We start from the raw sequence: 20675 nt of genomic DNA on the forward strand, positions 1-20675 counted from the left end.
TGAAAAAGTTATCTTAAAAGTTTTTGAATTGAAAACTTCCAAATTAAATCTTTTGTATAATATAAAGATAGATTACTTTTTTAACACATAAATTTATACAGTACAATTTTTAATCCCTAAAAATTAAGAAAACTCACGGTTTTATAATTACTTATAAAACCGTGGGTTTTCATAAAAACTTAAGATATCATTTCTCTTAAAAACAGATACTATAGACTGTCTCCAAAATCTGCTCTGAACTTTTTAGCCAGTTTAGTCTGCCAATCTGAAACCGCAGCCAATTTTCCAAAGAAGAAACGTAAAACTTTAGGTTCTTCCACAAAAGTTAATCCGCCAATCAGCCTGCGATTTTCGTAAAGCCATTTAATACGGTCTACAGCATATTCTACCTGTGAAAGGGTGAATACTCTTCTCGGCATAGCCAGACGCAGCAATTCCATATTGGCAAAATGCTCTTCTCCATTCTCCTCCCTCTGCTCGGATATGGTTCCTCTTTCCATACCGCGGACACCGCTTACTATGTATAATGCCGAAGCAAGAGCACCTGCCGGATACTGGCTCTGAGGAATATGGTCAACAAACTCCATTGCATTGATGTGACATCCCAAACCTCCGGGTGGTGTAATAACAGGAACACCGCTTTCCTGAAGCTTTTCACACATATATTCAATAAATTGTGGTCCCTGGTTAATCATATTTTCATCCATAGTTTCTTCAAGTCCGACAGCAAGTGCTTCTATCTCCCTTACCGACATTCCTCCATAGGTAAGGAATCCTTCATATAGTGTGATATACTCACGCAGCTTCATATATATATCTTTGCTTCTTGTACAAATACCGCCGCCACGGGCACATCCGAGTTTACGCGCCGAGAAGTAAATAATGTCTGTAAGGTCTGCTATAGCTCGGGCTATCTCCCGGATACTCATATTCTTACACTGCTCTTCACGGGTTTTTATAAAATAGAGGTTATCCGCTAAAAGACTAGCATCAAAGACCAGCAATATGCCATGTTCATCACAAACTTTTCTAACTTCACGCAAATTCTCGAGAGAATGAGGTTGACCTCCAATAAGATTTGTACCAGTCTCTATACGGACAAAAGCAATTTTGTCAGCGCCATGTTTTGCTATGAGTCCTTTTAATTTTTCGACATCCATATTTCCTTTAAACGGGTATGAACTGGTTGGATTTAATCCTTCGTCGATTATTATTTCTTCAACTGCCCCTCCATTCAATGTAATATGGGCTTTAGTTGTAGTAAAGTGGTAATTCATAGGTATAATATCTCCCGGTTTCACATATGCCTGGGCAATAATATTTTCGCACGCTCTTCCCTGGTGAGCCGGAAGAAAATAATCCATACCGAAAATTTCTTTAATTTTATTTTCCAGCTTTGTGAAGGTAGCAGAACCGGCATAACTGTCGTCCGCTTCCATCATAGCAGCAAGTTGTTTGTCGCTCATGGCATTTACACCGCTATCGGTTAGCATATCCAGGAAAATATCACTGTTTTTCAGCAAAAACGTGTTGTTTCCCGCCTCATTTATAGCTTCAAGACGGCGTTCAATGGGAACCAGATTCAATTTTTGCACTATTCTTACCTTATGCATTTCCAAAGGCACTTTATTGCCGTAAAAAAATTTAACCTCTGACATACATAGACCACCCCTAAATTTATTTTTACAATTTTATTCTATTTATTTAGAATGCTGCAGCTAAAAAATAGCTATAAAAATAAAAATACCCTTCACAGGGTATATAGTTTCAAAAATCGCATCTTATTTGTCTGGTCTGAAGAATCCGCGATACCGTACTACAATGAATAACAGCCATTTGCAAAATAAGCTTATATTACTTTGAAACCTTTATCGATAAAGTACTTCTCTACTATAATACCATGCTACTACCAATATTTTATAACTAATCTTCAAATTAGTCAACAAATTTGCAATTTCCCATCCTTACAAACTTTTTGCTGGTACAAAAACATCTGTCTAAAATGAGTATAAATAAAGGTATTGTACAGTAATCTCTGCACAAATTACTGTACAATACCTTTTTTATAATATATTATCTTGCTAAATCTCCTTTTATAGCATTAAACCAAACATCTCCCATTTTATTATAACCGTTGGCATTAGGATGTACACCATCGGCAAGATCGCTAAGAGTAAGAGCACTGTACATATCCACTAAATAAACCGGCTTTCCTTGACTTGCTTTATTCTGTACAACAGCAGCAACCTGAGAGTTATATGTTCTTACATCGGCATAACTTATTGGGATAATGGTTGCTACATAAAGCTTTCCATCAGCAGGCAATTTGGCACAAATCTTGTCAATCAAGTCACTTAACCTGTTCGGTGCATTGTTTAAATCGTATTTTTGTGAAATATCATTGGTACCTATATGTAAAAGTACAATTTGAGGTTTATAAGTATCCATCCAGTAATTTATGTTGTTGCTGATTTGGTCAATTCTCCATCCGGAATGTCCCTCATGATTCTTATCTCCAAGGTCAGATGGTCCACCAGTCATAGATCCTACAAAATCTACATTGTACCCGTTACTGGTAATATTTTTCCAAAGTCTGGTTCTATAAGCTCCCGGCACAGTAATTCCGTCGGTTATCGAATCACCCAAAGGCATTATTTTGATGGTAGGTTTTGGTGTTTGAATTGGCGTAGGTGTTGGAACATATGGCGTAGGAACTGGAGGTCCCCAAATTGTCTTAGTACCCAAATCCTTAACCAGCCCCAATAGATATGCTTTTATCAAAGCATAATCAATTGAATTCATTTCGCCGTCCTGATTTACATCTCCTGCTTCAGGAAGAGATTTAATTTCTCCAAGCAAATATTGCTTGTATTTTGCTAAATCCAAAGAATTGACAACTTTATTTTCATCTACATCGCCAAGGTATATTGTGATGACCAATCTGGTAGCAGCAGGTGTTGGAACAATGGTTGTGCCCGGATACTCTGCAGCATTAACTTTTTGTCCTGGAATAAAGCCGGTGAAAAAGCTAATCCCAAAACCATTACCGCAGCTAAAATAAACGAGGTACATTTTAGTTTTCTTAAAAATTTTTTCATAATAAAACCCCCCATATGATTTATTTTAATAAAAATAACGTGCCTATACTTTATTAGTAATTATATCACAAATAGGTATTTTATGTAACTGACTTTATGGTATTGTTCATGCCATATCAGCGAAGTGCTTCCTTTAACCTTTTCCTAATACTAGTACAAGGATTTGTAACACCAATAGTTTTACCGTATTGCTGACCGCCTCCTACATTTAACCCTACCACTTCGCCAGCTGAATTTAAAATGGGGGCTCCGCTTGTTGCAGTTAATTCGATATCTTTTTCCTCATACTCAAAAGTAAGCCTTTTGTTAGAAGCGGATTTAACCGTTGCTTTATGCAATCTTGGTTCCACGCTATAAATTGTAGGCGCTGCAAGCCAAACCGTTTCTCCCTTTTTAGGCAGCTTTGAACTTAACTTTAACTTATTTGCATCAAGATTTTCACCGAAATAAAAGGCCACTAAATCTTTATCTACATTTGGAATACTGTCTGCATCTTTTATCTTTAAGACTTTATCGCATTCTCCGCAATATTCATCGGTATAGGCATCTGTAAATATGGCTGTTTGGAAAACGTCCGGCATCCTTTCTGAAGGAATTTCCTCTTTCAAACCTCCTGCTTCTCCAAACAAGTGATAAGCTGTCAATACCAAAGAAACATTCTCGTCATCCATTTCTATTGCAAAAGCAGTACCGGCCGCAAAGGTTACATCTTTCAGCTCAAACTCCGGTCTCAAAATTGTATTATCTAGTAATTCCGGTGGCGTTGAAGAACTTATACTTGCTGGTGAACAGGACGTAAGAATTAAAAGTGACAGTAAAGTAAAAATAAAAATCGATTTTTTAATAGGCATAGATTTCCTCCATTGTTATTGTTTTTCACAAACATATTTTACACTAACAAAAAAGAAAAAAACAGTAGCTTTTTATTGAACTTTTTGGATATGCACTTTATATTTGCTTGTATACTTTATATTTACCGAATCATCTATAATGAAATATTTTATCTTGACAAAATATACTTACTAATGTAATCTAAAATTATATTTACAATAGTAAGTATATTTTTCATGGAGGCTGTTATGAAAAACAAGGCATCACTTATATCTGATTCGGAATGGCTGGTTATGAAGGTTATCTGGGAAAAAAAAGAGGCCAAGTCCTCCGAAATAGCGGCAAAACTGTCTGATTCCACAAAATGGAGCGATAAAACTATAATTACTCTTTTAAACAGACTGGTCAATAAAGGAATTCTGGCAACCAAAAAAAACAATAATGACAAAAGAGCTTATGTTTACTATCCTCTGGTTACTGAACAAGAGTGTATTGAAGCCGAAACCGATTCATTTCTAAAAAAATGTTTTAACGGTGCGGTAAAAGATTTACTGCTGAATGTTATCGACAAAAGAAGACTTACAAAGTCCGATATAGAGGAATTAAAGAGTATCTTAGATACTATGGAGGAAGAAGAAAATGATTGACGATATTTTTAAAGTTGTTTTGGATTTGAGCATCAATGCTTCATTTTTAATACTTATAGTCCTAATGCTGCGTCCTCTGGCCAAGGTTAAGTTTTCACCCAAATTTCGAGTTTATTTGTGGATTATGGTCATAATAAAGCTAATAATACCCTTTAACATTAGCACAAGTTTCAGTATTTACAATCTTCTTCCCGATATAAATCCAACGAGTTATATCTCTCAAAATATCAATATAGCACCGATAAATGAAGCTGACGAAAGTTTTATCGTTTTCTACGACGATAATACAATTTCCTTCGATAATTCCCTTCATCCAATAGAAGAAAACACAAGTAACAATAATATCGACATTAATAATTTCTCCCATAGCCAAACAACAGCTGACATTGATAACTCATTTGACAGTTTGACCCAAACTGAATACAATGATAAACCGATAAATGCCAAAAGCAAAAGTAATATTCTTTCTATTATTTGGTTAGTATGCTTTGCTGCTCTACTATCGGTATATACAATAATAAATATATTCTTTTACATAAGAATTAAATCCCTTCCCTTCACTGTATCCAACACTACAAAGCAATATATAAATATGTGGAGTTCAAAACTCAATATTAAATATGAAATAAGAGTAAAGGAAACTTCTTTAGTTAAAGCTCCTGCCGTTTACGGTTTTATAAGGCCCATCCTCTTATTTCCACGAGGAATTGAAAACTCCATCAGCGATGAGGATTTAACTGCAATTGTTCTTCATGAGCTTTCCCATATTAAAAGGAAAGACACAATACTTGGAGTTACATCGTTGCTTACAAAGTTTATTCACTGGTTCAATCCCCTTGTATGGTTTGCTTTTTCACTGCTTAAGCATGACATTGAAGCATCTTGCGATTCCATGGCATTAAACCAACTGGACACAAGTAAGCACAAAGGCTATGGACTGACCCTTCTGAAACTATCGTCACAAAGTACGAGAGAAATATCTCTTTTAGGCATGGCAGGCATTCTTGAAGGAAAAAAGAAAATTAAAGATAGAATAAAAGAAATAACTTTATTTAAGAAAAAAGGTTATACTGTAAGTATAAGTGCAGCAGTAATTTTGCTTGTAGTAGGCATATTTTTTCTTTCGGGAGCAATGGATAAAACTGCAACCATAACTAATGGCGATAGTACAAATGTAGATGCTACAAAAGGTAATAAAGGAACCTCTGAGCTGAATGGCATTGCCAACAGCAATGATGTCTCATACTTTTACAAGGAATTAGAGAGTTATAATCTTTTAAACCAATCCTATATAAGACCCGCTATGGATGATGATAAAATAAAAAGCATGCAAAACTGGTTAAACTCCTATATCGATTCTCTTGATGATATGGATCGGGCTGTATATAAAGCTCTGCAAAACATAAAACTCTCTTCCAAGGAAGTACCGAAATATGCAGCCTGGCATGAGTTCGGCAGAAAGGTTGACGGCGATAAATTATCCTTGTTTGTCTGGGCTTACACTGTAAATTGTAAGGACATCTCAACCGGTATAAATCTACCTGTAAGAATAGATATGATAAAAACTCCTTCAGACAAGTACATTGTATTAGACACACTTGTGGCAAGCCAAGCCAGTTTTTATGCAAAAGATTTAAAAAGGGTGTTGGATGTATTCACAGATGAAATATTGGGTATTCATAAGACCGATATTATTAAAAACTTAAATGAAAAAGTAATTGAACTGGATAAAAAAGCTTTAGAATCAATAAAAAAAGAAAATGTGCAGGCAAAAAATGGCCAGGAAATTTCTCTGGACGGATACCTGTCGGAAATAACAACCAAAGGCAATTTTGACAGTGCCAGTATTTATATTGGTGGTGATGCTGTAGTAAACTATTTTGACTCTTTAAGCCGTAGATATTTTCCCATATACCAGTCTAATGACACTGAGCTGATAAAAGAAGTATATGACCTTATAAACCACGAAAGTTTTTGGGAAGAATTTGTTGATGATACCGGATCAGACTCAGGACAGCTAAACGATGTGGTTAAATTGTCTCTTAATCTAGTATTTAAAGCAAGGGAAGGAATGGTTTATATCGGATTAAATATAAACCCCAAAAATCATAAAATGTATGCAGAATGTATTTGGCACCGGAGTGGAACGGGAAAATCAGTAAAACTTCTTTCTTGCAAAAACACAGATTTACCCACTCTTTTGGTAAAAAAACTTTTTGATATTGACATAAACAATAACTGGAGATTATCAGGAAATATGGATTGTAAAAATTTTGCCTGTTATTCCCTTAAGGACAGTTATTATATGGATGAAACCCTTTCAATAAATGCAGTATTTAGTAATACTGAGGATCAAGGGGAATCTCCTTCGCAAAATATAAGTGGATGGCTCGAAATGTCAAACGAAAAGGATACTATATCCTGGGACAATATAAACATAGTACTGCCTAAGAAAAATGACACTCTAATTGAAAAGAATATTATAAAGGTCAACCTCGAACAGTCCGGTATAAAACCGGGGATATATACTGTTTACGGCAAGCTCGGTGATTACACCGTCGATAAATTTCAAGTTGAAATAAAAGATTTGCTTTCGACGGAACCTGACGCAAATTCAAAAGATAATTACCGACTTGATACTTCAAACGATTCGTCCCAAGTTTCTGATTCTATTAAATTCTTTTCGGGACCGGATAACATACAAATTTCTGAGCCTATTGAATTGCCACCGGAACCTAAAAATACAATAAAAGCAGATATAACAGGGGACGGCCAAACTGAAACTATCGAATTGTTCTTCATAAAACACATTTTAGGAGATAAAGACACCGGTGAAGAACATGAAGTCAAATATCCCTAATGGTGTTACATATCAAAAACATTTCGGTGATTTTGTTTCCTATGAAGCAAAAATCAATGCTTTCGATCTTGGGATAGATAACAAGCAGGCCATAGCAGTTGCATTTGATGTCGGCGGTACCGGACGCGGGCTGGAATTATTGTTTGTTTTAACCTTTACCGATGATTTAGAGTTTTTACCATTGCCAAAGCACTCTCGTAATAACCCTCTAGAAGATAACGGAAGTTTTGGCTTTAGAGCACGTGTTGCTTATATTGACGACTACAAAGCAAATGTAATTTGTAATGAAGCAGGTTTTACCGAAGATATTCCATTAGATAGAGAACTTTACGAAAGTTATGCCAAAAATAACGATGGCATTATGCCAATAATATATGACGATAACGGAAAGTTAAAAGGTGAAATTAATTATTCGGAAATTGGTGTAGACGGCATATGTGATGTAAGTATAGTTGATATAAATGGAAGGCAATGTGTTGAATTTGCTCAATATGTTTGGGGGCTAAGCCATGGAAACGGTATTGGATTCTTAATCTCTGCTTTAGCCTGAGAAGACGGAACGTATAAAGTTATAAGTCAAAGATGCATTCCCACAAAAATCGGTTGGTAAAATAATTAAAAAATATATCTCGAAGAGAAAAATGTTTTTTTATTTTTCTCTTCGAGATATTTAATATTCATCAAACTACAATTAAAATTTTAACTTCAAAATTCTAACGCAAGGATGCTTTGAGTTCATTCCATTTGTCATTGTAGTAAGCAGTCATTTCAGGGCCTAAGTCCACAAAGACCTCACATTTTTCGATTAATTCCTTTGGAGGATAAGCATCTGGGTTGTTGCGCACTTCTTCATCCAACATAGCTTTTGCTTCTGTATGTGGCGTGGAATAACCGATATATTCAGTATTGTTTAAAGCAATTTCAGGATCGTTCATGAAATTGATAAAGGCCTCAGCCCCTTCTTTATTTTTTGAAGTTTTCGGAATAACCATGGCATCAACAAAGAAATTCGTACCTTCTTTAGGAACAACATAACCCAAGTTTTCGTTCTGATCCATACAATAAACAGCGTCTCCGGCGTAAATCACAGCTAAAGCTGCCTCTTCACCAATCATCTTATCTTTTACCTGGTCCATTACATAAGCCTGAACCAACGGACCCTGTTCCACCAAAGTAGCAAAAGCCTCATCCACCTCTGTCTTGTTAGTGCTGTTCAAGGAATATCCCAATCTTTTAAGAGCTACTGCAAAGGAGTCTCTTACCGATTCCATCATTATAATTTTTCCCTTATACTTGTTGTCCCATAAAATATCCCAGGAATCAACCTCTTCATCCACCATTTCCTTATTATAAATAATTCCCAGAGTCCCCCACATATACGGCACGGAATAAATATTTTGCGGATCATAGGTAAGATTTTTAAATGAGCTGTCGATATATTTCGCATTGGGTATATTGTCAAAATTCAATGGTAACAGTTCATTTTCAGATATTAATTTTTGAATCATGTAGTCAGATGGAATCAATACATCGTAATTTATGGCACCGGATTTATATTTGGCATACATGGCCTCATTGGATTCAAAAGTATCGTAAATCACCTTAATTCCTGTTTCTTTGGTAAAACGCTCAATAGTATCTTCAGCTATATAATCTCCCCAATTATATACATAAATTGTTGTACCGGCCAAAGGCTTATTGGGGTCAGTCTCAACATTTTTACCACAGCCTGTTAATACAAGCATTAATGAAGTTAACAATAATACAATCTTTTTCATATATTCGATCCTCCCAATTTCTTTGTTTGTCTTTCAGAACGCTTATTTATTATCAACAGCAATATCAAAACAGATAAGAACAAAACAGTGGATAATGCATTAATCTCAGGTTTTATTCCCCTTCGTGTCATGGTATATATGGTTATGGATAGATTTGTAACACCACTTCCGGTAGTAAAGTAACTGATTACAAAATCATCCAGTGACAAAGTAAATGCCAATAAAAATCCCGTAATTATATTGGGCATAATCTCAGGAATAATAACTTTCCAAATGGCCTGCATCGGATGTGCCCCCAAATCCAGTGCTGCCTCGTATGTGAATTTATTCAAGGAACTTAACTTAGGTAAAATATTTAATATAACATAGGGGATGTTAAAAGTTATATGGGCAATTAACATGGATGTAAAACCAAGCTTCAACCCAACTGCAACAAAAAACAGCATCAAAGAAATCCCCGTAACAATATCAGGATTTAAAACCGGCATATAAGTTACATTTAAAACCAATGATTTTGTCTTTTTTCTCATCACATGAATGCCGATGGCTGCTAAAGTACCTATAATAGTAGCAATAACCGATGCCAGCAATGCTATAGCCAATGTATAATAAAGGGATTTGGAAATCAGCGGATCATTCAGCATGTTCTTATACCATTTTAAAGTAAATCCGCCCCACTTGGCTCTTGATTTTGAATCGTTAAAGGAAAAAACTATTAAAGTCAATATCGGTGCGTAAAGAAAAAGTATAATCAAACCCAAATATATTTTTTCTATTCCTCTTTTCACCATAATCCCGCACCGCCTTCCATATCCTCATCATTTCTCCGCATAACAGCCATGGAAATTAAAATTATAATCATCAGCACAAGGGAAAGAGCGGATCCAAATCCCCAGTCATAAGTCATCAAAAATTGCTGTTCGATAATGTTTCCAATTAAGTTAACTTTACCGCTTCCCAATAAGTTAGGAATTACGAAAGATGTCACCGCCGGCATAAACACCATGGTTATACCGCTCATTACTCCAGGCATGCTAAGTGGGATGGTCACTTTCAGCAATCGTTTAAAATCATTGGCCCCTAAATCATAAGCGGCTTCCATAATGGACTTATCTATTTTAGCCAGCGAATTATATATGGGCAATACCATAAAAGGCAAAAAATTATAAATCATGCCCAGTATAATGGCCTTCGGTGTCCCGATAATATCCAGAACAGGCAAATGCAAAGCACGTAGAATCGTATTTATAAGCCCGTTGTTGGTCTCCAGCAATGACAGCCAGGCGTAAGTCCTTAAAAGAAAGTTCATCCACATCGGTAAAATGAAGATAAACACTATAGTAGAGCCACCCTTGCTGTACTTAGCCAAAATTAAAGCTAAAGGATAGGCCAAAATCAAGCATATAACAGTAGATATAATCGCATACCAAAATGATATCCCAAGAGATGCTAAATATTTGCTGTCAAAGGACTTCATCATATGTTCAAATGTCAACCGGGTTCCGTTTACATCTTTCACAGTAAAGGCATAATAAAGAATCATCAGCAAAGGAACCACAATAAAAATTATCATCCAAATTATATAAGGGGAAGCCAACCATTTTCTGTTCATTCGCCTGTCTCCTTCTCCATCTTTTTCATAATGTGAATGTTAAAAGGATCCACATTAATACTTACCTGTTCACCGGGCTTAAAGTTCTTAGTATTGTGTATTACCCATTCAAAGCCTTCTGTCATTACACAAGTCTCGTAGTGAACACCTTTAAAAATACAGGAAGTCACCTGACCGTTTATTTTATTTTCTGATGGTTCCAATAGCTTTATATCTTCAGGTCTCACCACCACATCCACCTTTTCATTGTCGGCAAAACCCTTGTCAACACACTCATATATGCGGCCAAAAATCTCAAGAACACCATCCTGTTTCATAATACCCTCTATAATATTGCTCTCGCCTATGAAGTCAGCAACAAATGCATTAACCGGTTCATTATATATGTCTTCCGGTGTACCCTTCTGCTGAATAACACCGTTGTTCATAACCACAACCGTGTCACTCATTGTAAGGGCTTCTTCCTGGTCATGGGTTACATAGACAAAGGTAATACCCAGCTCCTTTTGAAGAGTTTTCAATTCATATTGCATTTCCTGACGTAATTTCAAATCCAATGCTCCTAAGGGTTCATCCAGCAATAAAATTTCCGGCTCATTGACAATAGCCCGTGCAATGGCAACTCTTTGCTGTTGGCCTCCGGATAACTGATCTATTCTTCTGTTTTCATAACCGACTAAATTCACTTGTCTTAAGGCCTTTTTAACCTTTTCGCTGATCAAGCTTTTGTCCATCTTTTTTATTTTCAGACCAAAAGCTATATTCTCATACACGTTTAAATGTGGAAAAAGAGCGTATCTCTGAAACACCGTATTGATGTTTCTCTTATAGGGCGGTACATCACTGATGTCCTTTCCATTATGCCAAATAATCCCCTCATCCGGTTTTTCAAATCCCCCTATCAGTCTCAAGGTTGTAGTTTTACCACAGCCGCTAGGTCCAAGAAGGGTGAGAAACTCGTTCTTTTTCACATCCAAAGTCAAATTTTTTAAGACTACTTGATCCTCAAAACTTTTTGTTACATTTTCCAACCTGATAATAACATTCTTTTCCACGGCAACCTCCTAAAAAGTTGGGGGAGTGCTGACCCAAATCACTTGAGCCTCGCCTTTTCCCACATTTTCAATATAATGCCTTCTTGTTGATTCAAAATAAAAAGATTCTCCCTTGTTAACCCGATAACACTCATTGCCTATGTGTACATTAATGCTTCCTTTTACAACATAACCAAACTCTTCTCCTTCATGGGGTTGGTCCTCCAATGACTTACCTCCCGGCATAAGGGTCATTCGAATTGGCTCCATGGCATTCTTCTGGGCATTAGGCACAACCCACTCTATGGTATTCTTAAGCTCGTCATCGGTTTTTCTGAAATAGTCATTCTCCTTAAAAATAACTTGCTTATCCTCAGAATCACTAAAAAAAGTCTTCAAATCCGTACCCAGACATTGGAGAATATCCACCAATGTTGTAATTGACGGAGAAGTAAGGTCGTTTTCAATCTGACTGATAAACCCTTTTGACAGTTCTGCCCTGGCAGCCAACTCCTCTTGCGTCATTTGATTGGTGATTCTAAGTTGCCTTATTTTTGCTCCTATTTCCATAAATACACATCCTATACAAAAAAAGATTACAAATCATAAAATTAAGTTTTACTAAACTAAAAGTTTACTTATAGTAAACATCTAGATTTAATTATATGACGAATTTTTCATTTGTCAAGAAAAATTTTTTGTATCCGGCAGCCTTAGAAATCACGCGGTTCTGTTATCAATTTTTTAAGTCATGAAATATCCTTGTTTTTGATTTTTGAAAAAGACTTAGTTTATCGGTTTATCCGCTAAAATATACAATATAAGACATTCACTCTGTTATATATATTGGTAAAATGAATGGCTTTTTATGCTTAAACAATAAACACAATTAATATGTTTATCATGAATTTTCTCAATCAAATCAAAATCATTCCCGAATTGTACACATAATACAATATAAAAAAAGACCGTTTGATTGGCTCAACGGTCATTCTCTGCACCAATGGAAAGTTCACAAAACTAATTTAACATTAAATCAAAGAAACTCAGTTGATTGCTTTTCGGCAGTTTCTCCAGGCATCCGAACTTTTCCAGCAACTCTACGGTAGAATTTCCAATTTTGGCACGTGCCTTCAAATCATCTACCGAAGTAAAAGGTCCTCCCTCTTTATAAGCATTATATATATTTTCCGCAGCAACATTTCCCATGCCGGCTATACTGTTTAGAGGAGGTCTCAAACTGTCACCCTCTATCTGGAAATTCACAGCATGAGATTTATACAGGTCTATAGGCAGGAATTTAAAACCTCTTTCGTACATCTCCAAAACCAATTCCAAATCCTCATACATTTCCTTGTCTTTATTGGATGCCTGATTTCCCTGCATTTCAATTTCCTTCATTTTTTGCTTGACAACTTCTTTTCCTTTTATCATATATTCCGCATCAAAAGCCTTTGCTCTGATGGAAAAATATGCAGCATAATATGCTAATGGAATATGAACTTTAAACCATGCTATCCTAAAGGCCATCATGACATAAGCTGCAGCATGGGCTTTAGGGAACATGTATTTTATCTTTTTACAGGACTCTATATACCATTCAGGTACATCGTGTTCCCGCATCATAACTTCATACTCCGGCCATTTCGGATCTTTAAGAGCTTTTCCCTTACGGACGGTCTCCATTATTTTAAAGGCTGCACTTGGCGGAAGACCTTTTTTCATAAGGTAAACCATGATATCATCCCTCGTACACACGGCTTCACTTAACGATGAAACAGTGCCGGATTCTATCAAGTCCTTGGCATTTCCAAGCCATACATCAGTACCGTGGGAGAGACCAGATATACATATCAAATCTGCAAATTTTTTAGGCAATGTATCCAAAAGCATTCCCCTTACAAACTTGGTACCGAATTCGGGAATCCCAAAGGTCCCCACTTTTGAATTTATCTGTTCCGGAGTTACACCGAGAGCTTCTGTTGACGAAAATATGGACATGGTCTCCTTATCATCCATAGGTATGGTCTTTGGGTCAACTCCGGTAATATCCTGAAGCATTCTAATCATTGTCGGGTCATCATGACCGAGAATATCGAGTTTTAATAAGTTCTGATCTATCGAGTGATAGTCGAAATGCGTTGTTATTATATCCGATTCCGGGTCGTCCGCAGGGTGTTGTACAGGACAAAATTCGTATATCTCCCTTCCCTTCGGCACAACTATTATTCCTCCGGGGTGCTGGCCCGTAGTTCTCTTTACGCCGGTACAACCCTTTGCAAGTCTTTCAATTTCAGCTTTATTAACATGGATATTCTTTTCCTCAAAATACTTCTTAACAAAGCCAATAGCTGTTTTTTCCGCAACGGTACCTACAGTTCCTGCTTTAAAGGTTGTCCCCTTTCCAAATATGACTTCTGTATATTTATGTGCCTTTGCCTGATATTCTCCTGAAAAGTTCAAGTCTATATCCGGTTCCTTATCTCCGTCAAAACCCAGGAACGTTTCAAAAGGAATATCTATTCCGTCTTTTTCCAACATCTCTCCGCAAACAGGGCATGGTTTGTCCGGCAAGTCAAAGCCAATACCATAACCATAATCCGTAAAATCCGAGTATTTACAAGCGGGACACCGATAATGGGCCGGCAAGGCATTTACTTCGGTAATACCGGTCATATACGCCACCACTGAAGAACCTACCGATCCTCTCGAACCTACCAGATAACCGTCTTCATTGGACTTCCATACCAGCTTCTGGGCAATTATATACATTACAGAGAAACCGTTTTTTATAATTGAATCCAGTTCCCTTTCAAGTCTTTTCTGAACAATTTCCGGTAATGGGTCGCCATACAGCTCGTGAGCCCTGCTATATGTAATATCCTTAATAGTCTGCTCACAGCCTTCAATATGCGGCGGACACTTTTCAGGAGAAATGGGGCTTATCTGTTCACACATATCGGCAATCTTGTTAGTATTTGTAACAACCACCTCATAAGCCTTTTCCTCTCCCAAATAGGCAAACTCTTCAAGCATTTCCTCAGTGGTTCTTAAATACAAAGGCGGTTGATTATCTGCGTCTTCATACCCCTGAACACCTTCGAGTATTCGTCTGTAAATTTCATCCTCAGGGTCTAAAAAGTGAACATCCCCGGTTGCCACCACAGGCTTGCCCAGTTTTTCACCCAGCTCCACTATCTTTCTGTTAATTTCCTTTAAATATTCCCTATCCGGAACTTCTCCTTTTCTTACCAGATAATCGTTATTGCCAAGGGGCTGTATTTCAAGATAATCGTAATCTCTTGCAATAGCTTCAATTTCCTCTTCCGGCTTTCCAAGCAAAATTGCCTGAAAAAGCTCCCCTTCACTGCAGGCGCTTCCTATAATCAATCCTTCAGAATACTTTTTGTATATACTTTTCAGTATTCTCGGTTTCTTGTAGAAATAATCCAAATGCGAAAAGGATACAAGCTTGTATAAATTTTTTAAACCCACATAATCCTTTGCCAATATAATAGCATGGTAGGTTTTGAGCTTTTTATAGTCTTGTTTTCTGGATTCCTCATCTATACCGAATTTATCGATATCTTCAAGGGTTTTTACCCCTCTTTCCTTCAGCATGTCCAGCATAATTTTAAATACTTTGACAGTGGTGTCCACGTCATCCAATGCCCTATGGGCCACTTCAACCTTTATCCCAAGGTTTTTAGCTATTTTCCCCAGTTTATAGGTTTTATAATCCGGGAAAAGGTCTTGAGCTAAGGTCAATGTATCCACATATGTAAAATCAAAATCATAGCCCAAAACTTTTGCATTCTGCTTTAAAAAGCCGATGTCAAAGTCTGCATTGTGAGCCACCAAAACACTGTCTTCAATAAACTCCATAATTTTTGGAAATACCTTATCTATGGTTTCAGCATCCTGTACCATATGATCAGTTATATTGGTAACCTCAACTACCCTTGCAGGAATAGGCTTTTCTGGATTTACAAAACAGCTGAACTGATCTATTACATTTCCATCCTTTAATTTCATAATTCCAATTTCTATAATTTTTTCAGTTATCGGTGAAAATCCGGTAGTTTCCAAGTCCAATACGCAATAAGTTGAGTCAATGCTCTGACCTTTCGGGTTGGTTACCGGAGACTTTTTATCGGGCGCAAGGTATGCTTCAACCCCATATATTACCTTCATGTCCGAATTGTTTCTGCCCAATAACTTATGAGCTTCAGGGAAAGCCTGTACTACACCATGGTCTGTTATGGCAATGGACTTCATTCCCCAACTCATAGCCCTTTTGATAAGGTCAGTTGCACTTGAAACAGCATCCATCTGACTCATTTGAGTATGCATGTGCAGTTCTACTCTTTTTACCTCTGCGTTATCCTGTCTCTTAGCCTTCTTTTTGCCTTCTGTCTCTATAATGGTATTTGCAACAAACTCGACTTCTCCGGAAAACTTATTAAAACTGGCATTTCCGGCAAGTTTAACACCCTTGGCTTTACTTAATCTGGATAAAACTTCTCCATCCTCTCCAGCTTTTACAAATGCTTTGCATGTCATGGAAGTGGAACCGTCATACAGGGCAAAGGATATTAAAGTCTTTCCGCTCTTTAATTCCTTTGATTCAATATTGAATATTTCCCCCTCTATTGCTACTCTTCCCTCATCGGGAACAATATCGGTAATTTTAACTACCGATTCCTTTATATTTGCATTTTTACCCAATATCAAATTAGTATTTTCCTTCTTTTCTTCTTTTTTTGCTGATTCAGTACTGCTTTCTTTAGGCTGTGGAGGTTCTTTCGGCAGCTCGGGAACCGTTTTTGCCTGTTCCTTTAAAAGCTGCTTCTCCATTTCCATCGCATCCTCCCGTATTTTTTTCAATTCCTCACTGCAAACTCTGTCAATAAAGTTTATTTTGTACTCTGTACCATACAGCTTTTTTATTGCTTTACTTATCCTTTTATCGTAACCCAAACTTGACAAAAGGTGCGATGCAGCAATTTTAAAGTTAAAATTTATAACATTGTCCTCCACTTCAAACTCCGTGTCTTTGATAACGGCTTTTAATAGAGGATGCTTTGAGGATATAGCAAATATAATATCTTTAAGTTCCTTTTCTATAGGCTTTTTATCTGTGCCGTCAGTATATTCCACAGTAATTTCAGAATCATTTAAAGCAAATTTTTTCCTTATATATGTATTCAAACCTTCAATTTCTCTCACATTGATATATTTGTCCGAGCTAAGTTTAATTTCCAAAGTCCTGCTCTTTCGCTTCAAAATTGCAGATTGTATAACTGCCGAGCTAATATTTCCATCTACTTCATAATCGCTGAAGACTTCATTGACTCTTTTAAGACTGCTTTCCAAAGTTATACCTCCAAAGCTTTTAAATATATCAATACTATATAAAAATTATATAAAACTGTCTGCTGTTTGTCATGCATGAAAATCAATGATTCTTGTATCTAAATTCAAGATTATCTAAATTTCCTTCTTTAAAATCCTATAATTATATGATTTATTTACCAAATGAAAACAGCTACCAACCTTAATATTTATAAACAGCATTATTTATGCTGCTTCCTTTTCTATTACTTTATGATAAAATCTTATAAAATTTTTGAAGATGTATATAGAATATCATCGTCTGTCATTCGATATTTTATTTAATCAACTTTCGCAGGAAACAACTGATAGCTTTGCCTTGATATGAACAGGCAAACAAGTGACAAAGTAGTTGAGAAACTCGTTGACTGTTTCCTTTGTCAAAAGCAGTTTTTCCTGTAAAGTAGTTTTTAAAGCCTCTATTATAAGCTGCAGTGCCTCATGGAATTTAATGTCCTCAAGTTCATCGCAGCAATAGTAGAACAAAGTACCAATAGTGCGTAAATCAGTATTATTGCGGTTCTCAACCGCTAACATAATGTACCTTGAAAAAACAATAGTTGTATGGGCAACCATCATATCATAAGAACGACCTTGAAATTCCTTAGCCAGCTTAAGGTATGACTTACACATCTTGAAGAATACCTCTATGTCCCAGCGTTTTCCGTATATCCTGATTATCTCTGTTTCGGGAAGACTAGTATCTGTAGATATGAGAGCTAGCCATTTACTCTTGTTTCTTCGGTCACGGACAAAGACAATTTTTGCTGGAATGTGGTTTCCTTCTTTATCGTGTAATTCTACCATAACTGAAGCAAGGTATTTTGATCTTCCTCTACGTTTCCTGACAGTTCGGTATATCTCTCTCAATGATTTTTTTTCACCATTGAAGTTATAGTAAATCTTGGGAGTATCCTTTACCATAGCTATCACATTAAGATTCATCTTACAAATTTTGATAATAGTAGCCGGAAAGGAGAACCAACTGTCAAATAAAACATATTTTGCTTTAATACCGGTAGCAACTGCTTGTTCCAGCATAGACAGAGCAGATTCCGGTGAAGTGGCTAAGGCATTCTGTCGGCGTTTAAAACCAACGGTTCTTTTATCTATAGTATTTTTCGCTGGATTAATGCAAACCCTTGGATTTGTTGAACTTAAAAGGTTGAAGGCCACAGGAATAAATGAATTACCGTCTGTCCAACCAAGTGTAAGCATACGAAAGCCTTTTTTATTCTTATTGCCGTCAGCATGATCTTTGACCCAACTTAAAAGCTCAACTGACTTGCTTCTTGTCCTACTGTAGAAGGAATCGTCAATTACAAAGGCATCAACCCGTTCATCTGACGTTAATCTATCGATATGATGATTTATGACCTTTGCAGAAAGCAAATATAAAATCTTTGCCAGTTGATATGTATGGAATTTAAGAATCTGTAGACCACATCCCTTGCAAATGGTATATCAAAGCTTTCTGCTTTATAGTTCATAAACAGATTTTTGCCTGTAAAAACAAGTTCAAACAGTACTTTGAATACCGTAAGACAAGGAATACCTTTATCTTTATATGCGTTTGACTTTTTTAACAGATAGCCTACAGAAAACATTTTGAAAAAGTTATCAACTGTCAAAGAAAATCTATTTTCTTCCTTAACCTTCTGTGATACAATAGACATGTTCAAGAACCTCCAAATTGTCGATTTAATAGGGTTTGGGTACTTCTATTATATCACATAGAAGGGGGTTCTTGTACTTTTTTATTGCCCAAATCTATTGATTTTTCAATGTTCAGTGCACATTATTCACGTGCGAAAGTTGATTTATATATTATCTTATCTATACCCTTTGCCCATTCTGCCATGGGTTCAGGAATTTTATTTGCATATTTCTTATCATTGGTATAATAATATATCTCATTAAAACCAACAATAGCTGCATATATATATTTAGGAGAGATAATATAAAAGCAATTTCCATGTGCACCCCTCAAAGAGGAAGCTCCTGCCTTAACTTTTTCTCCGTCCATCATTACTTCTGAGTAACCCACATATACTGTATAACTGATAAAATCATCATATCGGTCACCAACAAGTTCTCTGAACACTTTTTCCTGTTCTTCAGTTTCTACTATTCCAACATCCAATGCCGTAGGCATAGAAATTTCTTTCTTCCCAAACACATATTCGGAATCAAATCCTACACCTGCTCCACATCCATAATCATACCTATTTGAATTTAATTTCAATAAGTCATTTTCTATTCTAAACTCAAAAAAAACATTTTCATCATCTCCTATATAGGTGGTATCCTTAAATACTGCTTTTGCAGAACCATTTTCTACAATGGCAAAACTGCTTAGCCATCCACTGTTAGCTCCGCTGAAAGCATTTAATTCAAAATGAATCAAATCATCGAACAATACTTTTATATCTGCTTCTGAGCCGGCAAAATAGTTTGAGCTTTTGCCAGTCCAGAGTCCGTCAAATTTCATAATTTCTGCACTAGGTGGCTTTGGAGAAGTTATATCCGAGCCTTCTCTAATTAAATACATTGGATATATAACATCTCCGCTTTTCCAGTACCCTTGAAAATAATCCTTCGATCTGAAACAACCAACAATATTACCTTTTTTATCCGTATCTTCTGTAAGGGAAACGGTTTGAAAATCTCTCATTTCAGCAAAATCCGAAATAGAGCCTTCCAGTTTTATATCTGTTTTGTATTGGTCATAATAATACACCCCGTAAACATCTTTATCAGAAAACTCAAACTTTGCGTGTATCTTTGAATTTCCTATAGCACCTTCAAACCATTCTGTTTCAATAGCTGACTGTTTTTTATCCGTTGTTTGCGGTTGAGCTGTCAATTGTTCACCAGGCTCCTGCGTTGCAAATCCTCGTTCTTCATTTCCGGTTGTTAAAACAGGTGCAACAGTAGTTGTATCCGGTTGTTTATGTATATTTCGAGCAGAACACCCGGTCATAATAAGTATTGCAATCATTATTATCGCTGCTTTCTTCATAATTACCTTCCTTTTCTACATTCTCTCATTTATTTTTATTATATCTTTTAAATTTTACTTTTCATTAATCAGTTTGCATAGTAAATAAACTCTCAAATAGACAATTTTCTATTTGCAAAGCTTCGAACTGTACATTCTCATTTTCAAATCATAATTTTTTTTGCACAATAGATTTTGTATTGAGCAATATTTTTCTTCATTATCTGAACTCATTGTTTTAATATAATAAAATATACTATATCTTAATCGACTTGAAAAATGTTTTATCCTTTACTATCACAAATTATATCAGACATTCCAATAATCTCCGTACTGTGTATAAACAACATATTTCGACTTATAATTTATAAATCCTTCTTGATAATATATTTTTATATTCATTTTAGTTAATTTTCCGTT

Annotated in this window: 13 protein-coding genes and 1 pseudogene; 3 read left to right on the forward strand and 11 right to left on the reverse strand. The window is 36.1% G+C overall.

All coding sequences use genetic code 11. The features are described 5' to 3' along the window. Window positions 1–209: 209 nt before the first annotated feature. From CLOCL_RS09225 to CLOCL_RS09235, 3 genes are all read right to left on the reverse strand, one after another. Window positions 210–1658 carry a tryptophanase gene (locus tag CLOCL_RS09225; protein WP_014255082.1) on the reverse strand — a complete coding sequence of 483 codons (1449 nt, stop codon included), beginning with the start codon at window positions 1656–1658 and terminating at the stop codon, window positions 210–212. Between the two features lie 415 nt (window positions 1659–2073). Continuing rightward, entirely contained in the window at window positions 2074–3072 is a 999-nt protein-coding gene (locus CLOCL_RS09230; protein ID WP_014255083.1) for a GDSL-type esterase/lipase family protein, read from the reverse strand. Between the two features lie 142 nt (window positions 3073–3214). Then, a complete protein-coding gene (locus CLOCL_RS09235) occupies window positions 3215–3949 on the reverse strand; it encodes a trypsin-like peptidase domain-containing protein (protein WP_014255084.1) in 735 nt (244 codons plus the stop codon). Window positions 3950–4177: 228 nt separating this feature from the next. Here CLOCL_RS09235 and CLOCL_RS09240 point away from each other — a divergent pair, with 228 nt between their 5' ends. From CLOCL_RS09240 to CLOCL_RS09250, 3 genes are read left to right on the forward strand one after another with little or no spacing between them, the layout of a single operon-like run. Next, a complete protein-coding gene (locus tag CLOCL_RS09240; RefSeq protein WP_014255085.1) occupies window positions 4178–4576 on the forward strand; it encodes a BlaI/MecI/CopY family transcriptional regulator in 399 nt (132 codons plus the stop codon). Then, window positions 4569–7436, forward strand: coding sequence for a M56 family metallopeptidase (locus CLOCL_RS09245; RefSeq protein WP_014255086.1), 2868 nt, complete (start codon window positions 4569–4571; stop codon window positions 7434–7436). The genes CLOCL_RS09240 and CLOCL_RS09245 overlap by 8 nt, the downstream gene beginning before the upstream one ends. Beyond that, on the forward strand, window positions 7408–7986 hold the full coding sequence (locus CLOCL_RS09250) for a hypothetical protein (RefSeq protein ID WP_014255087.1): 579 nt from the start codon (window positions 7408–7410) through the stop codon (window positions 7984–7986). Before CLOCL_RS09245 ends, CLOCL_RS09250 begins: the two co-directional genes overlap by 29 nt. A 163-nt stretch (window positions 7987–8149) precedes the next feature. On the opposite strand, the gene CLOCL_RS09255 is transcribed toward CLOCL_RS09250, so the two are convergent. From CLOCL_RS09255 to CLOCL_RS09290, 8 genes and pseudogenes are all read right to left on the reverse strand, one after another. Further along, a complete protein-coding gene (locus CLOCL_RS09255) occupies window positions 8150–9214 on the reverse strand; it encodes an ABC transporter substrate-binding protein (RefSeq protein WP_014255088.1) in 1065 nt (354 codons plus the stop codon). After that, window positions 9211–10005, reverse strand: coding sequence for an ABC transporter permease (locus CLOCL_RS09260; protein ID WP_014255089.1), 795 nt, complete (start codon window positions 10003–10005; stop codon window positions 9211–9213). The genes CLOCL_RS09255 and CLOCL_RS09260 overlap by 4 nt, the downstream gene beginning before the upstream one ends. Further along, window positions 9999–10826 carry an ABC transporter permease gene (locus CLOCL_RS09265; RefSeq protein ID WP_014255090.1) on the reverse strand — a complete coding sequence of 276 codons (828 nt, stop codon included), beginning with the start codon at window positions 10824–10826 and terminating at the stop codon, window positions 9999–10001. Before CLOCL_RS09265 ends, CLOCL_RS09260 begins: the two co-directional genes overlap by 7 nt. Further along, entirely contained in the window at window positions 10823–11881 is a 1059-nt protein-coding gene (gene potA, locus CLOCL_RS09270) for a spermidine/putrescine ABC transporter ATP-binding protein (protein ID WP_014255091.1), read from the reverse strand. The genes CLOCL_RS09265 and potA overlap by 4 nt, the downstream gene beginning before the upstream one ends. A gap of 9 nt (window positions 11882–11890) precedes the next feature. After that, the gene (locus CLOCL_RS09275) at window positions 11891–12430 is read right to left on the reverse strand and encodes a helix-turn-helix domain-containing protein (RefSeq protein WP_014255092.1); all 540 of its coding nucleotides are present in this window, start codon (window positions 12428–12430) and stop codon (window positions 11891–11893) included. Between the two features lie 450 nt (window positions 12431–12880). Continuing rightward, the gene (gene polC, locus CLOCL_RS09280) at window positions 12881–17236 is read right to left on the reverse strand and encodes a DNA polymerase III subunit alpha (protein ID WP_014255093.1); all 4356 of its coding nucleotides are present in this window, start codon (window positions 17234–17236) and stop codon (window positions 12881–12883) included. 303 nt (window positions 17237–17539) lie between these two features. After that, a pseudogene (locus CLOCL_RS09285) lies at window positions 17540–18930 on the reverse strand (IS4 family transposase). A gap of 122 nt (window positions 18931–19052) precedes the next feature. Then, window positions 19053–20276, reverse strand: coding sequence for a hypothetical protein (locus tag CLOCL_RS09290; protein WP_014255094.1), 1224 nt, complete (start codon window positions 20274–20276; stop codon window positions 19053–19055). Between the last annotated feature and the right edge of the window lie 399 nt (window positions 20277–20675).

The organism is Acetivibrio clariflavus DSM 19732 (assembly GCF_000237085.1).
Taxonomy (GTDB): Bacteria; Bacillota; Clostridia; order Acetivibrionales; family Acetivibrionaceae; genus Acetivibrio; species Acetivibrio clariflavus.

Bases quoted from the DNA above. Each gene is read 5' to 3' on its own strand.
- CLOCL_RS09225 (WP_014255082.1), bottom strand. From the start codon at position 1,658: ATGTCAGAGGTTAAATTTTTTTACGGCAATAAAGTGCCTTTGGAAATG.
- CLOCL_RS09230 (WP_014255083.1), bottom strand. From the start codon at position 3,072: ATGTACCTCGTTTATTTTAGCTGCGGTAATGGTTTTGGGATTAGCTTT.
- CLOCL_RS09235 (WP_014255084.1), bottom strand. From the start codon at position 3,949: ATGCCTATTAAAAAATCGATTTTTATTTTTACTTTACTGTCACTTTTA.
- CLOCL_RS09240 (WP_014255085.1), top strand. From the start codon at position 4,178: ATGAAAAACAAGGCATCACTTATATCTGATTCGGAATGGCTGGTTATG.
- CLOCL_RS09245 (WP_014255086.1), top strand. From the start codon at position 4,569: ATGATTGACGATATTTTTAAAGTTGTTTTGGATTTGAGCATCAATGCT.
- CLOCL_RS09255 (WP_014255088.1), bottom strand. From the start codon at position 9,214: ATGAAAAAGATTGTATTATTGTTAACTTCATTAATGCTTGTATTAACA.
- CLOCL_RS09260 (WP_014255089.1), bottom strand. From the start codon at position 10,005: ATGGTGAAAAGAGGAATAGAAAAAATATATTTGGGTTTGATTATACTT.
- CLOCL_RS09265 (WP_014255090.1), bottom strand. From the start codon at position 10,826: ATGAACAGAAAATGGTTGGCTTCCCCTTATATAATTTGGATGATAATT.
- CLOCL_RS09275 (WP_014255092.1), bottom strand. From the start codon at position 12,430: ATGGAAATAGGAGCAAAAATAAGGCAACTTAGAATCACCAATCAAATG.
- CLOCL_RS09290 (WP_014255094.1), bottom strand. From the start codon at position 20,276: ATGAAGAAAGCAGCGATAATAATGATTGCAATACTTATTATGACCGGG.